The following is a 15,718-nucleotide window of genomic DNA, read 5'->3' on the forward strand; positions in this document are numbered from 1 at the left end:
AGAGAAGCAACTGATGGCAAGATCACAAGGCATTCTGAAAGAAGAATTTCAGCTTGAACGTTACGTAAAAAGCCCGAGCCAACGACACGAAACAAAAAAGACCTCGTTTCACTTTCAAGATAATTTGATTCAGAAGCTGCCTTTCATAAAAGACAAATCTATCGATCTGTATGACTTAACAAACCACGTTCGTAAGTTCAGCTTAGTGTTGCGGCTTGGCAAAAAATCAAAAACTTTCTACATAAAGCAAGACCAACGCGCTATGCGCAAACTCGGGCGTTGGATAGAGCCTAATAACAACACTCACATAAAACCGCCAACAGGCCACCTGACAACGGCAATGGCTCGTACCATATTCAAACAGCAAGCCAAGGAGCTTGCTTTTGTTGAACCTGAAAAAGCGCATTATCGAGAGTGGACAATTGAAGAATATTTACATGATCAGTACGCAAAAGATCGGCTTGAATACCCAAATAAAAGAAATGAAAAAAAAGCTATTTCAAATAAAACATTAAAAGCGATCAAACGGGACATTACCCCGCTATCACTCTTTAAAATTAGAGAGCTAAACCTAGGCTGGCTCAACATTCTTGAAAAACACTGGTCACAACCGACAATCGACTCAGTGAAGAGTGAAGAAAAGACGAGAAGCATTGATACAAATCGGAAGTCGTTTACTCAAATCAATGCAATGTTTAACTTATGGGTGCGAGCTGGTTATGTCGCAACAAATCCGTTAGACGGGCAAATTTCACGATTTAGAAACAATCAAAATAAACAAAAAGATATACTGATTTTCGAAAACCTATCTATTGAAGAGAGCTTAACTTACTTATTTAGTGACATTGTAAAATGCTCAATGGCTTCTAAGCTTGTCCTTGCAACGATGATTGTTGGCGGAGTTCGCAATTCAGAAGCCTATCGAAATTTTAGCGAAAACTTCGATAGAAAGAACAGGGAGATCTTAATTCCTGCGAGTATCAGCTTAAAAACGGGCAAAAGTCGAACGATCACCGTCGACTCAAACATCTACTGGCAAAACGTAGAGAAATATCTAGCATCTGATGAGTATTTCGAAAACAAGCATCGTCATATGTTTCCATCTCACAAAGGATCAAGTACGGGACATATCGCGGATACATGCACGAGAGAACCTTGGAAAGCAATAAAGCATCACTTTCAACTTCATAGAAACTCCCGCGCTTATACATTTCGACACACCTACGCTTCACGACTTGCTAAAGCATCAACACTACAAATTGCAGCAGAGCAGATTGGTGATAGCATCGAAACGACAAATAACTTTTACGTCAAGACTGACAAAAAGAAGGTTCGCCAAGTGACATCGAGTGTTCAAAATGATTCTGTTATTTTTGAGGAGCAAGCGAAACAAGACAACCCACCTCAACCAAATGAGCTAGTCACCTTTTTTGTCGATGATATGCCGCTACCAGTAAGACAAAAGTTTGGTGCTTTTGCTAGCGGAAAGGTCATCTATGACAACAATAAAATACGGTTTGAGCAGTGGAATAGCTTTGTCATTAAGCTCCGTGAGCTGAATGACAAAAAACCAAACGATGATGTTGAAGAGTGGTTGGATCTCACTGAGTTATCATAATGATAAGTGATCACAAGGTAAGTGAAAAAGACCAAACTCATTTTTGAACAGATACGTATTTCGGGAAATTGAATATTAGCAATTCACGAATAACTATAAGTATGGAAAGTCGTTTAGTTCAGTATCCTGTATGGTGCAGATCACCACTGGGTGAAGCAAAAAAATTAAACAAACAATCGGGTGGAAACCTGTTGATAGCGCATCAACGAGTTTACATGGTCGAGAGTTGTAGACGATATTGAAACGAGATCAAATAGACATTGAAGGTGACACTGCCTTTGAACGATTCTACGCACTTGCAGAATAATTGTATCTGGAGGATAGGTCTGCCGCGTCTTTCACTATATTTGCGACAGAACCCATCTAACGACTTAAAATATCACTAAATGATACGGCATTTGCCATTTTGTAAGTCGCTTATGAATTTTTTGTACTTACCAATTTCGGTAGTATCATTTTCAATATATAGAACAGAAATTAACTCATTTCTTTTATATTTTCGTTCATGAATCACCTGTTTAATAGGTGTGTTTTTAATTATGACACCTTTAACGTTTTTTCGTATATTTTCTATTTCTTTCATACTAAGCCTAGTATGAGCAACGTTCTCAACGGTTATTTTATCTAGTAGGTTATCGAGTTCTTTAGCTAGTGATACCTTTTTATCAGTAATTTTTGAACGAATCATTCTAATATACATTATTCTTATAAGAATGATCTTAGTTGAGGTTGATGAGAGAACATCTAGGCTATGAACCAAGTCTGATAGTGAGATTGCTTGTTCATCTTTATCTTCATCATATAGTCTTGTTATTTCACGTTCAAAAATTTCAGCATCGATTATTTCGGGTGTCGAGCTATAATTTTGAATACCTTGAAAGTATAAAGATCTTGCTTCTTCATTCTGTGGTTCCAAATATGTAGAAAACTTATTACACAAAAATTCAAATTCAGGGTCTATAATTTCTCTATCTAATGATTTAATAAAATTTAACGTAGATATCCACCTTTCCTTTTTAGACTCACTTTGTAAATCAAGTACAAGACACATGATTAAGTTGTGGAAAAAGTCAATATTTATCGATTCTGATTGTTCAATTATTTTTTGTATACATTTTAGATATTCTAAAAATCTGTCATCATCAAGACTTTGAGATAGGTTTATAAAAAACTTAATATGAGTGTCTTTCAACAGGTATGGGTTGGAATTTTTATTGGAAGTGTGAATTTTTTCACTCTCATTAATCTTTCTGAATATAGAGTCCCAAAATAAATCACAGTCTTCATCTTTTTCATATCGCATAATAGAAGGAACTATAACATCCAGTCCAACAGCATACTGACATGCACTATCTATATGATGTTCAGAACTTATATTATCTAGTTCTTTAAGAATCATACTTGCAATATATAATACTTCCATAATTGAATTCTTTATATCTATTGAAGGTTCGTTTTCAACTGATATAGATAATTCCTGAATTATTGATTTACAAAGTCGTATTATTTCATCGGTATGATTATTATTAGATTTTAACAGAACTAGACAATAATCTACTGTTGCTCGATATTTCAATAAATCTAGCTCATCGCCTTTCACTAAAGTTGATAGTTCTTCGATAGCTGGCTCTATAGCGTTTGTTTTAAAAAAACTAAACCCAAGCATCCAAGAAACTTCTCTTTGATCTGTTTTTTCTACATCTTTTAATAACTTGCAATACTTAATAGTATCAGTATATTTAGCATTAAATAGCGTACAAGCAGCTAGCTTGTAACGAATAAAGTCCAACTTTTCATCGCTGATTTCTGACTCAATTAATGTCAGAAACTGCTTTTCAGCGGCTATATACTCTTTATTATTGAATAGGTCTACTGTTGACTCAATAGATGCAGAACTATTTATACTTAGACTACTTAACCAGGCTTCAGATAGACTTGCTTCAACTACTCTATTTTTAAATGCTACAGGTTCGTTAGCTTCAGATGGAGCAGCAATGCCCGCTAAATATAACTTAGACCTTGTGTGATCGGATACTGGTTTATTATAGTGCATTGAAAATAGACCACTTTGTAAATCTTTATCAGCAGATACAAGAACTCTTATATGATCTATTGGTGGTCGATCAAAATTTGAAAGATATAGGTCTTTTATTACAGAGTTAATTGAATCAACATCAATATTTATACCAGCTTCTACCTTGTCTTCTATAGTAGATAAAACTTCCCATGACATTCTAGGATTCCCCTGAATCCAATAATAAATACGCTCGATGATAATATTGTTCAGTTCTAATTTTGACTTCTCGACAAACAAACGAAACTCATTAAGGCTAAAATCGTTTAAGAATATTTTCTGACCGATATTAAATGGTGATATAGATTTATCTTTGATTATCTCACTTGGTTCGGCAACACCAGATATTATATATGTTAAACGCTTTAACTCTGGGAAGTTTACTCGTTCGAAATATACACTTCTAATATGTGCGAATATTTTATCAGAGTAATCTGCTGAAGTGAGGGAATCAATCTCATCGAGGTTGATAATTATTTTTCCAGAAAGTTTTTTTAATATCTTTCTTATTTCAAATCCATGTTCTTTATGTGATGGTATTTTTCTGTTGTTTCTTCTGTTTTCTATTTCTTCTTCTATATCTTCCAATTTCTCATAATTAGATTCAATGATTGTGTCTATTATACTTCTAAAACACTCCCTTGCTGTATTAAAACGATTAGATAGATCTATATAAGCAAAAATATCATTCTCAGTTTCAAGTTTTCTTTTTGTATGGATTAATAAATTTGTTTTACCCATTTGTCTAGATACTAGTATGTATCCAGGTCTCCCCATATCATTGACTATTTGTTCAATCTGTCTATCTGCATCTCGTTCTATATATAATTCTCTAGGGATTATTGTTTCTGATATTAATGTTTTAGTCATGCTCTAGCCTTTAAAATGTCTAATGACTCTCGATAGTGGCTTTTTAACTTCCTAGGTGAACCTTCTATAAGTTCAATATCAACATTAGGTAGGTTATCAATATGCAAGTGTCTGTTTATTATTTTGTCCAATTCAATTAGCTCTTCTTTATCCCAGTAACCAAGAGAGAATATACTAAAGTTGTCCGATATCTTTTCAAACTCCGTTCCAACTAGAGAATCAGGCTCAAATATAGAAGATAATACCAGTTTGAAATTTTTAATTTCTTTTAATTTTACCAATATAGAGTAGATACATTGTGAAAATTCTTTAAACGCACAATGATCACTGATTGGTATTTCTTCAATGAATAAAACAAAACCATCAGATTTACATTTATCTCGTATTATCAACTCGATATTATTTAAAATTACAGATATTCGTTCGGAGTCATTTATTATGACATTTTCATCTAGATCGTAAGCAATACTTGTAAACATTTGTTGAATATTTTCATTTATAGAAGTACCTAAAGAAACATATTGAAAGTCAACTCCGTTTTTGAATAACAACCTTTGAATAATAGCAGTTTTTCCAACACCAGATGGGCCACAAACCCATAGCCCTGATAATCTAAATTTATTTAAGACTATTTGATCTACATCTCTATGTAGGTAGAAGTTTTCTTGATTAGGGCTATATAGATCGAAAAGGACATCTTCCTTGGAGTCATCTGTTTTTGCTGATGAACTTGTTAGTTTTATTTTACAGAAGTCATTTCTTTCAATAAAGCCCCAGAGTGCTTTGTGTGATTGACTATCTTCATTTTCTGGCTTTACGATAGATGAATGATCTGTTCCTGCTATAAGTTTAGCTTTACCAAAGTAGCGTGCGGCTGACTCCTTGGATACAACTCGGTGTTTTGAATGATTTAACAAGGTCAAATGAAAAGGAGACTTATTTTCGTAGCACTCTAAACCGACAATATTAAGCTTAGATGATTGCAATAACTCTTTAAATCTACCATCAAGATCATCTAATAATGCACTTCCCCAAGCTAATTCTTGAGCTAGTTGGTTTTTGAATCGTTTTGCAATCCAACCTAAGCGAGTTGCCATCCGAGAGCCAAAAGAAGGAGATGCATATAATGCCAATCCAATTTTCTTTCCAACAAAATTGTCTGATTTTGACTCTAAAATATACCTTGCAATTATTCCACCAGTACTGTGAGTAACGAAAATGATATTACTTTTACTTAGAGCTGGACTTCTCATGTGTTTGTCGGTTTGGCTAATGTGATCCCAAACTTCGTCTGAGCAATTTTGAACTCCATAATCATTTGAGTCTATTGATGTATAAAAGTTGGCTAGAAATATATCAATTCCATTAAATCTAGGATCGCTTGCGATTAAGTCAGGCCAGTAGCGCTGATTCTTATCGTTGAACCAGCATTTTTTACTACTAGAAAATAATCCATGGACAAATATTATGACAGTATTACTGTTTGAGTACCTTACCCAACCATTTTCTTGGACGTTCAAAATATGCCTTAAAGCTTTGATTTTTAATTATGATACAGCGCTCGCATCATTAAAATCAATGAATAGTGTCAGTCCTGTTTAACAATTCTTAAATTTCATTATTTAGGGAGAATTGCGCTAGCTCATCAAGACTCCACTCTAATAGCTCTATGTAGGGCTGTAGCACGTCTGTCAAAATCCTTACTATATCTATCAAAAGCAATTGAGCCATTCTCATGCCCAACAATGCCCTGTACAAAGCAGCTCTCAATGATGGCGTCTTACTTGAAGTAGTTGATAACAGTATGTCAAAAAGAATGAAAGTCATGCCCCTTGTCAAACCAAAATTTGATTTAAATCGAGCAAACCACTTCGAAGCAGCAGAAATAGGGCAAAAATGCGTTAAGATAATCAGCGTCCCCTTGTGATCACCTTGCGATTTTGTCATCGCCTAGGCCATATCTATGACCAACAACCTAGGCTAGCACACTAAAAATCAAACTCCTGCTGTTCTTCGTTCTTTGAAAGCTTGCTAAAGATCTGGCGTTCAAACCTATCAAGGTTCCTGAACTGGATATCCGTATTGCTCGGCTTGTCATAATAAAGGTCTACAATCTCCCAACCATGTCGAAAGCGTTCATACGTTACATACTTAGCTTTTTTATTGGCCTTCGTAGGAGCCGTCAAAGCGACCTGTATCCCTCTCTGGTCAAGACGTTTTAAGACAATATCTAGGCGTGGCTGAAGATCATCAAGTAAGAACCGAATGTTATCGTTACCGAGATTTTTGATGCAGTTGTGGGCATTGGAAGGTGTAAGAAACTCCTCGATTTCGACGAGGTTCGTATAGCTCATATCAATCATTACTTATAATTCTTATAGTTAGTAAAAAGAAGTGCGCAATCCCCCGATACGCTTCGACACGTCTATCATAATTGTTGTCGCCTATCCGTTTCAAAAAGCAGTAATGGATATATGATGAATTATTAGCCACTCAGACAAAGAATGGCTAATTTTTTGATTAACGGATGCGATCTTCAGGCTTAAAGTAGTTTTCATAACCTTCAAACTCATCAGCTTCGAGCGGATATTTATCGTTCAAGTGGTCAATGAACTCGCGGATATCATTGACGATGTTAGCTTCTTCCATCTTTCCTCTTTGAGATTGCCTTACAGCGTGCTCAATGATCGCCCAAACAAGGCGGATAAAACCCCGTTCAGGTGCAGGTGACAGCGCTTTAATAGCTGTAACAATTTGATGTATCTGTAGAATTTGTTTTTTCATAATTATTATCTCTACGTTGTTGTTTTAGTTTAAGAATAAATTCATCTTTGAGAGAAAGTTTGTAAGCCATAGCATCAAACTGTCGTTGATAGCTTTCATTGTCTTTTCTTAGGATTTTAAGCTCTTTTATGAAAGCAGAATTTTTGATTTCTAGATCTTCAGCATGTTCGCCAAAGTGTGCTAACTCTTTCTCGCTATTAGAAAGGCGTTTTCTCAGGTAGTCGTTTTTCATTTTTTCTTTATTTTGAAAGAACGCTGATTTTTCAATCTGTGTCAGTTTTGTTTCACGCTGTTGGATCTCGTTCTTTGCGGCCTCAACAGACTTTTGTACTGCGTTAATTTTCCTCTGTCGTTTAGTCAAGTCGAAATGTTTAGCAGATAGCGCCTGAGCTTGAGCTTGTTGTGCTTTCCACTGTTTGCGCGTCAAACGCTGAACCCTAGGCCCAAGCCTTGTCATTCCCAATTTTGAGCCAACTTGAGCGTAGAATATGTCTTGATAACCTCTCATTGCTTGTTTATATGCATTCGCTTTCTTCGAGTAGCCCTTTCCCACACATTCACTTCTGGCTTTAATGCCAGGGTGAATTTCAGCCATGGAGAAACCACCGTCTTTAAGACTCGGTATTGCATAGAAATGTAAGTGTGGGTGGGCTTCATCAAGGTGCAGAACGACAGACGCCAAATTTTGGCCATAGGTGCGTTTTAAAAACGTAAGTGACAGAGACAAAAATTTCTTAAAGTCTATATCTGATTCCGCAGGAATGCTGATAACACCTGCCAGAAGCAAGGGCGCATCTTTGCGTACTTTTCTGCCCTTCTTATCCTTAGCCTTCTTTGAGCGCTCAATAGCAATGTCAGGAAGTTGGCGAGGATCTAAGCCATAGAGTATTTCTGGTTTTTGAGGTTGGTAAACATGAGGGCAGAAACCATCCTCTCGCATCGCTTCGCTGACGATGCTATACATAGAAGGTTTTTCAGGCTTTAACGGGTTGTCATTGTAAATTTCAAGGTGTACAAATTGATATGATGACATAATGTTATTTTTATTATTTCTAATATTATAACACCATGTATTTATTGATAATAGTTTACAAACAATATTCTTTTAAGTATACATGCAACTTTTTTCTATTGTATTGTTAATACAATAGAAAAAAGTTATCAGGGGTTTGGGGATGAAGTCCCCACCGACGCTTATCAGTTTACAAGGAACGCAGAAAACGATAAGCATAGTCGGTTACTATGCTTATACATACAGCCACAATTTTCAGTTACTAAACGCCATATCTGACAAATGAATATTATCTATTATACTTTATAATTCAGCAGCTTACACGAACAAAAGACTTGACAACGGTTAGAAAGAAGACTAACTTATTACTTATACCTACAAATATAAATTTCTTCATTGTATCAAATAACCCTCATTTCCTTCTTACTTCAAAGAAATCATAAGACTTCACCCCAGACAAGCAAACCAAAGAATACATCGTTCAATTCTGCTTGCAAAGCAAGCAGGTAAAGCAGGTCGCTTTGCAAAGCGACCTGCTTAATAAAGTTAACAAATTAAACCATTAAAGGTTAATTCATATTAAACCCACCAAAATATCAATAATATCTATTTCCTAGTATGGAATGATCTTTATAAACATGAGTTAATGACAGCAAGTCAACAAAATAAAAAGGATAACTAATGACTTGTTTTAATAACACAGATGCACTAACTCATAAACTAGAGGCTCTAAGAGAAGATCCTGCGCGACTCAAAGACGATGAAAGCATAAAGACTGCGAAGCAATGGTTAGCAAAGGAAAAACGATACCCTACGCGTTTTGAGCGAGGTTATAGACACAAGAAAGGGGTTTATTACACTATAGAACAAACTGTCCCTGTCTACAGCGAATCTGACGCCATACCAATTGAAGGTGCTAGGCCAATAAGCGACATGTATAAAAAGAAATATTACTACTATGAAGATGAATGCCTACAAAAGAAAACGCGAAAGCAATGGTGGTCTGAAGATAACAGATTAGTCAAAAGTAATGCGCAACCAGTAGAAATAAGAAATGGTTTCAATCACACCGAAAAGCAGAAGCTAGAAATCAAATACTATCTGAAGTCTGATACTTTCAAGCCCAAGCCAAAGAAAAAACAAGGTAACGAATAAAACCAGAAAGCCTCCTCATGGAGGTTTTTTTATGCGGAAAATCTAGAATGGTGTCCCCTACAGGATTCGAACCTGTGTCTCAGGCTTAGGAGGCTCGTGTTCTATCCAGCTGAACTAAGGGGACACTGAGAAACCAATCATATCAACTCATTACACTTTTGAAAGCCCTAATTTTCTATCACTCTTTCAACCGCACAAACTTTCATCAAATATCTGTATTTATTAATTTCACTAAACTAGCAAAAATGCTATTTTAAAATGCTATAAATAAGTAAATCAATCATAAGGCACTGAATATATTGAATAAATACTATTTATTAGTGCTAATATCGACCCCCTCCTAAGGGGCAGGTCACAGGTTCGAATCCTGTCGGGAGCGCCATATAAAGAAAGGGCTAAGAAGTAGTGAACTTCTTAGCCCTTTTGTTTTTTGTCACTACATAAGCAATGTTTAAAATCTAGCGTTGGAACGACAGCCCCAAACTTCTTGCTGTTTTCCAAGAAAGCTGGTTATCAGAATATGAACAACCTACTCTGCATTATCTTCCGTAAACGCGGCTTCAATTCTTTCAAGCTCTTGTTGCTCTTTTATTTTTAATTCTTCTTGAATCATTGCTCGGCGTTCTTTTAGATTTTTCTTCTCTGACTTAGTTAAAAATTTAACTGCTTTCTTATTGCCAAGCGCATACGCTACAACATCTTCACCTTTCTCTCTGCGCTCATTCACTCGTTGTGAAAAACGCTCATCATCTCGTGCTTTTCGCTGCTCAGCATTTAACTTGCTCATCGCTTACATCCTCATTAGTTAATCGTGGTAGGTTTCACTACACTCAGTAAAACAAATGAGTTCTATTTCACATTCATATCGCTGATAGGGAGATACTAGCATGATACTCATTGAAGTTTTGCTTTTGGTGGCATCAATACATCGTTGATATTCAAAAAGCATTAACACACATTTAGATTTAAACGGACGTTGAGTTACAATCATAAAACCTCTTATGCACCAAGAGTAATAACTCAACGTTCGCCGATTCTCAAACTTGTATCACCTTCTCAATTTTTCTTTCCTATACTCAATTGATACTTCTACTTTTAGACGTTACCTCTTACAATTAACAAAACTGTAAACAATAAAGCCTTATGAAGAAAAGCAATCTAGAAACCAGTACAGGTCATCGCTTTATCTCACAGAGCAAGACCGCGTTTAAAATTCATATTCATACGCCTGATGATACGGTGATGCACCGCTCTGTTGGTTTCATCAAAATAGGTGAGAAAGAAGGATTAAAGAAAGCAATTGCATTGCGCAATGAGCTTGGTAAAGAGATGTGGGGGAAGTTTTGGGGAAAATTACTCAAAGATCCTTACTTGATGACTCGTCTCCCTCATAATTTAGAGCCAAGCATTGTCTACAAACCAAGTCCGACACTGTCAGACCCAGATCATCGTGACGCTTGCTATATCGCAAAGTGGCGTGAGTTATGTGATGACGGGAAATACCGCTATCGCACCAAAGTATGCTCTATCAATAAGCATGGAAAACTTGCCGCTTATACACAAACGAAAAAAGCACTACTTGTGGCACACAAAGATAACTTGAAGATTCTTGAATTTATGGGCCGACTGCACAGTATTGATTTGAAATAACGGTTAGCTAAGATTCAAAACGCTCCAAGATTTAAGACCAACTAACAATCAAAAAAAGCCTCACAACGATAAGTTATGAGGCTTTTTATGTTTTGGTTACTGCTTAAACTTATTGAGCGTTCGCTTCACGTTCAGCAATAAACTCTAGAGCCATCTTGATACGAGCAATCACGCGCTCTTTACCAACAAGTTCCATTACCGCATCAACAGAAGGCGACTGACCGCCACCTGTTACGGCGACGCGAAGTGGCATACCAATTTTACCCATGCCGATTTCTAGCTCTTCACATACCGCTGCAATCACACCATCTTTGATGTTTGCTGTTGTGAAGTCTTCTAGCGCTTCCACTTTTGCCAAAGCAAGTTCTAGTGGGCCTTTCGCCACACCGCGTAGATGTTTCTTCGCTGCGCCCGCTTCAAACTCAGAGAAATCTTCGTAGAAGTAACGAGATTGTTCAGCTAATTCCACCAATGTATTACAACGCTCACCCACCAACGTGATCACATCTGTAATAGCAGGACCGTTTTCAGTGTTGATGTTGAGATTATCTAAATGCCATTGCAGGTATTTTGCAACATACTCAGGTTCAGACGTTTTGATGTAGTGGTTGTTCAACCAAAGCAACTTATCAGTATTGAACGCTGAAGCTGATTTGCTTACCGCTTCAAGAGTAAATAAGTTAATCATCTCTTCTTGAGAGAAAATTTCTTGGTCACCGTGAGACCAGCCTAAACGAACAAGGTAGTTATTTAGTGCATTTGGCAAGTAACCTTCATCACGGTATTGCATAACAGATACAGCACCGTGGCGTTTAGACAGTTTTGCACCATCATCGCCAAGGATCATTGCACAGTGAGCAAAAGTCGGAACTGGTGCGCCTAATGCGTTGTAAATGTTGATTTGACGTGGTGTGTTGTTGATGTGATCTTCACCACGAACAACGTTAGTAATACCCATATCCCAATCATCAACAACCACTACGAAGTTATACGTTGGAGCACCGTCTGTACGACGAATAATAAGATCATCTAACTGGCTGTTTGCAATTTCAATGCAGCCACGGATCTGATCATCAAAAACAACCGAACCTTCTTTAGGGTTACGGAAACGGATAACACATGGCTCATCGCCCGTTGCTGCTGCATTTGCTGCAACAATTTTAGGGTGGTTAGCATCGTAGCGAGCCATCTCTTTGTTTGCTTCTTGCTCTGCACGAATTTCGTCTAGCAACTCTTTAGAAGCGTAACATTTGTATGCTTTGTCTTCTGCAAGTAGCTGTTCTACGACTTCGTTGTAACGGTCGAAACGCTTAGATTGGAAGTAAGGACCTTCATTCCACTCTAAACCCATCCACTGCATTCCTTCAAGGATCGCATCTACCGCTTCTTGAGAGTTACGCTCTAAGTCAGTGTCTTCGATACGTAAAACGAACTCACCGCCTTGGTTTTTAGCATAAAGCCAAGAGTACAATGCAGTACGTGCACCACCAACGTGAAGATAGCCAGTAGGGCTAGGAGCAAAACGAGTTTTAACCGTCATTTGATTTCCTTAGGAATAAATGGGTAGCGAGACTTCAGTTAGCTCACTACGAGTACAAGGATTTAAAGTGGCGACATTTTACCACCCTAAAGCAAATCTACAATGATCGTGCTGTTTTAAATTTCTTATCCTCCATCATCATTGTGACTGTTTTTCTAACCAATCTCTTTTTTTGTCATCAAACATTGACCTTACCCTTAAGGTAAGGTTTATCTTAATCGTGTGTCTTACCATTAAGGTTGTCTCATGAACCACTATACCCTTCCGCTTCATGGATTAAATTGCATGGGGTGCGCGAATAAAGTCAAACGAGCATTAGTAGTGCACTCTGAAAGCACTGTCATTGATATCAGCCCGACAATGCTTCAGGTAGACACGCCACTTCCGCTGACCGATATTATCAATACTGTAGAATCACTCGGTTACCATGCTGGGAATAAGGTTCAATTCTCTCTATCGGGATTAAATTGTGGCCGCTGTGTAAAGAAGCTCAGTCAACACCTTGAGCAGCACCCTCATATTGGTGTCTTCTCTGTCACGACAACCGAATTAACGTTAGTGACCGACCTGAATTCGCAGCAGATTACCGACTTAGTCGCATCTATAGGTTACCAAGCGTCTCCTCTTCTTGAGCCAGATGCCTCAGACAAGCAAACTGTCTCCGATGAGCAATCAATCGCTGAGAAAGTCATCAAGCCAACACCATTAGCAAGTGATGATTTAATAGCAGAACCTCATTCAGACGCGCCACCAGCAAAGGCCCAATCCAATCACAGTTATCATTTATTACTGCAAGGCTTAACTTGTGCAAGTTGTGTCTCTTCAGTCGAGAAAGCTTGTCTCTCTGTCGAAGCGGTATCACACGTTCAGATCAATCTCGCTGAGCAGAGCGCATTAGTTTTCTCGGTATCCGAACAAGAGGTGATTCAAACACCTTTAATTGCTGCGATAGAAGCGGCTGGCTATCACGCTGAATTTGTTCATTCTCCTGAAACCCAGCAGCAAAAACAGCTTGAGCAACAACAAGAAGAACAGAAAATATACCGCAAAAATGCGATCACAGCGCTGCTACTCGGTGCACCTCTGATGCTTTGGGGAGTGCTAGGCGGCAACATGATGATCCGTACGACTCACGATCAACTGATTTGGGGGATGGTTGGATTACTCTGCTTATGGTTACTCGCCACATCAGGGAAACACTTTTTCATCAATGCTTGGAAGTCGGTCTTACATAAACGCGCGACAATGGACACCTTGGTTGCGCTCGGTACTGGTGCTGCTTGGCTCTACTCCATATTTGTCGTGCTCATTCCAGATTGGTTCCCAATCGCCTCTCGTCATGTTTATTTCGAAGCCAGTGCAATGATCATCGGGTTAATTTCACTTGGTCACTATATTGAAGCAAAAGCAAAAGCTCGCACCACTCAATCTCTACAAGCATTGATAAACCTGCAACCGCAGCAAGCAACGCTGGTTAATAATGGCTCAGAACAGAGCATTGCAGTGGAAGCGATCCAACTTGGGATGCAGTTAAGAATTAGACCCGGTGAAAAGGTGCCCGTCGATGGAAAAGTGGTCGATGGTGAATCTTATCTTGATGAGTCAATGCTGACAGGTGAACCGGTTCCAGCCGTCAAAGCTCTTGGTGATGCACTCTCTGCGGGTACTATCAATGGGGATGGCAGCCTCCTGATGGAAGCGACAGGCGTTGGCAGCGATACCATGCTCGCCCGTATTATTCAAATGGTACGTCAAGCACAAAGCAGTAAACCAGCCATTGCCAAACTTGCTGACTCTATATCTGCCGTGTTTGTTCCTGTCGTCGTTGTTATTGCGGTGATCTCTGCGCTTATTTGGTTTTGGGTCGGCCCAGATCCTAAAGCGAGCTACATGTTAGTCGTCGCAACAACCGTTCTAATCATTGCTTGTCCTTGCGCTTTAGGTCTCGCGACACCACTTTCGGTGACCGTCGGCGTTGGTAAAGCAGCAGAACTAGGAATATTAATTAAAGATGCTAATGTTCTACAATCTGCCAGTAAGATTAATACGGTGGTGTTTGATAAGACAGGAACGTTAACTCAAGGAAAACCTAGCGTCCAACGACTGTTTTCGTTCAACATTGAAGATAATGATTTGCTCACCCTCGCCTACTCTGCCGAGCGTCATTCAGAGCATCCATTAGCGAAAGCGGTATGCCAATATGCTCAAGATCGGCACTTAGAACCTTTGGTACATAGCCAATTTAGCAACCTGCGTGGGAAAGGGATCCAAGCCACAATCGATAGCAAGGATATTATCATCGCATCACTTCAGCATGCCGAAACGCTCAACGCCGATCTTTCCGAAGCAAAGCATGCTATTTCTCAATGTAAAAAGTCTGCATGGACGCCCGTTGTCGTCATTATCGATAACCAGCTCAGCGGCATTATCGCCATTTCAGATCCAATTAAATCCGATGCGAAACTCGCCATTACTCAATTAAAGCAAGCTGGTATTCGCACCGTAATGCTCACCGGAGACAGCCAACACGTCGCAAAAGCTATTGCTGATGAATTAGGCCTTGACCAGGTTATCGCGCAAATTTTGCCTGATGAGAAAGCTCAACATATCGAACAGCTACAACGTAATACCGGAATTGTCGCTATGGTCGGTGATGGTATCAATGATGCACCCGCTTTAGCTCAAGCTGATGTCGGAATTGCCATGGGAAGTGGCAGTGATGTCGCCATAGAGAGTGCACAAATGACGCTACTAAACTCATCCCCAATCGCAGTACTAAATGCCATTGAACTGTCTAAAGCTACCGTTCGAAATATGCAACAGAACTTATTTGGTGCCTTTGTCTATAACTCGCTAGGTATTCCAATCGCCGCTGGTGTTTTATATCCATTTTTTGGCTTCTTACTTAGCCCTGTCGTTGCAGGTGCAGCGATGGCGCTATCTTCAATTACCGTGGTGAGTAACGCAAATCGCTTGCGTCTGTTCAAACCACAAACTCACGACACAAATCGATAA

10 protein-coding genes, 1 tRNA gene and 1 pseudogene are annotated in these 15,718 nt (G+C 38.5%); 4 read left to right on the forward strand and 8 right to left on the reverse strand.

Going from position 1 to position 15,718, the window contains the following annotated elements; translation table 11 throughout:
- Nucleotides 1-13: 13 nt before the first annotated feature.
- The gene (locus F0249_RS17660; protein ID WP_171757356.1) at nt 14-1,618 is read left to right on the forward strand and encodes a tyrosine-type recombinase/integrase; all 1,605 of its coding nucleotides are present in this window, start codon (nt 14-16) and stop codon (nt 1,616-1,618) included.
- A 382-nt stretch (nt 1,619-2,000) separates the two neighbouring features.
- On the opposite strand, the gene F0249_RS17665 is transcribed toward F0249_RS17660, so the two are convergent.
- The 5 genes from F0249_RS17665 to F0249_RS17685 all read right to left on the reverse strand — a co-directional run bounded on the left by F0249_RS17665 (nt 2,001) and on the right by F0249_RS17685 (nt 8,379).
- Nucleotides 2,001-4,562: an AAA-like domain-containing protein gene (locus F0249_RS17665; RefSeq protein ID WP_171757357.1), complete on the reverse strand. Its 2,562-nt coding sequence runs from the start codon at nt 4,560-4,562 to the stop codon at nt 2,001-2,003.
- Nucleotides 4,559-6,082, reverse strand: a complete 1,524-nt coding sequence (locus F0249_RS17670) for an ATP-binding protein (protein ID WP_171757358.1) — start codon at nt 6,080-6,082, stop codon at nt 4,559-4,561. The genes F0249_RS17665 and F0249_RS17670 overlap by 4 nt, the downstream gene beginning before the upstream one ends.
- A 468-nt stretch (nt 6,083-6,550) precedes the next feature.
- Nucleotides 6,551-6,925, reverse strand: a complete 375-nt coding sequence (locus tag F0249_RS17675) for a hypothetical protein (protein WP_171757359.1) — start codon at nt 6,923-6,925, stop codon at nt 6,551-6,553.
- A 157-nt stretch (nt 6,926-7,082) separates the two neighbouring features.
- Nucleotides 7,083-7,346, reverse strand: coding sequence for a hypothetical protein (locus tag F0249_RS17680; protein ID WP_171757360.1), 264 nt, complete (start codon nt 7,344-7,346; stop codon nt 7,083-7,085).
- The gene (locus F0249_RS17685; protein ID WP_171757361.1) at nt 7,300-8,379 is read right to left on the reverse strand and encodes a plasmid recombination protein; all 1,080 of its coding nucleotides are present in this window, start codon (nt 8,377-8,379) and stop codon (nt 7,300-7,302) included. The genes F0249_RS17680 and F0249_RS17685 overlap by 47 nt, the downstream gene beginning before the upstream one ends.
- A gap of 660 nt (nt 8,380-9,039) precedes the next feature.
- Between F0249_RS17685 and F0249_RS17690 the strand changes: the two genes are divergently transcribed.
- Complete coding sequence (locus tag F0249_RS17690; RefSeq protein ID WP_171757362.1) at nt 9,040-9,513, forward strand: hypothetical protein; 474 nt, start codon at nt 9,040-9,042, stop codon at nt 9,511-9,513.
- 48 nt (nt 9,514-9,561) lie between these two features.
- On the opposite strand, the gene F0249_RS17695 is transcribed toward F0249_RS17690, so the two are convergent.
- Both F0249_RS17695 and F0249_RS17700 read right to left on the reverse strand, forming a co-directional pair.
- Nucleotides 9,562-9,637, reverse strand: a tRNA-Arg gene (locus tag F0249_RS17695).
- 405 nt (nt 9,638-10,042) lie between these two features.
- Nucleotides 10,043-10,300 carry a DNA polymerase III subunit epsilon gene (locus F0249_RS17700; RefSeq protein ID WP_113795363.1) on the reverse strand — a complete coding sequence of 86 codons (258 nt, stop codon included), beginning with the start codon at nt 10,298-10,300 and terminating at the stop codon, nt 10,043-10,045.
- A 356-nt stretch (nt 10,301-10,656) separates the two neighbouring features.
- On the opposite strand from F0249_RS17700, the gene F0249_RS17705 reads away from it, so the two are divergent.
- On the forward strand, nt 10,657-11,163 hold the full coding sequence (locus tag F0249_RS17705; protein WP_171757363.1) for a Fe3+-citrate ABC transporter substrate-binding protein: 507 nt from the start codon (nt 10,657-10,659) through the stop codon (nt 11,161-11,163).
- Between the two features lie 109 nt (nt 11,164-11,272).
- On the opposite strand, the gene gltX is transcribed toward F0249_RS17705, so the two are convergent.
- Complete coding sequence (gltX, locus tag F0249_RS17710; protein ID WP_171757364.1) at nt 11,273-12,703, reverse strand: glutamate--tRNA ligase; 1,431 nt, start codon at nt 12,701-12,703, stop codon at nt 11,273-11,275.
- Between the two features lie 211 nt (nt 12,704-12,914).
- Here gltX and F0249_RS17715 point away from each other — a divergent pair.
- Nucleotides 12,915-15,718: pseudogene (locus F0249_RS17715) on the forward strand (copper-translocating P-type ATPase).

This window comes from Vibrio sp. 03-59-1 (assembly GCF_013114135.1).
GTDB classification, from domain to species: Bacteria; Pseudomonadota; Gammaproteobacteria; order Enterobacterales; family Vibrionaceae; genus Vibrio; species Vibrio cortegadensis.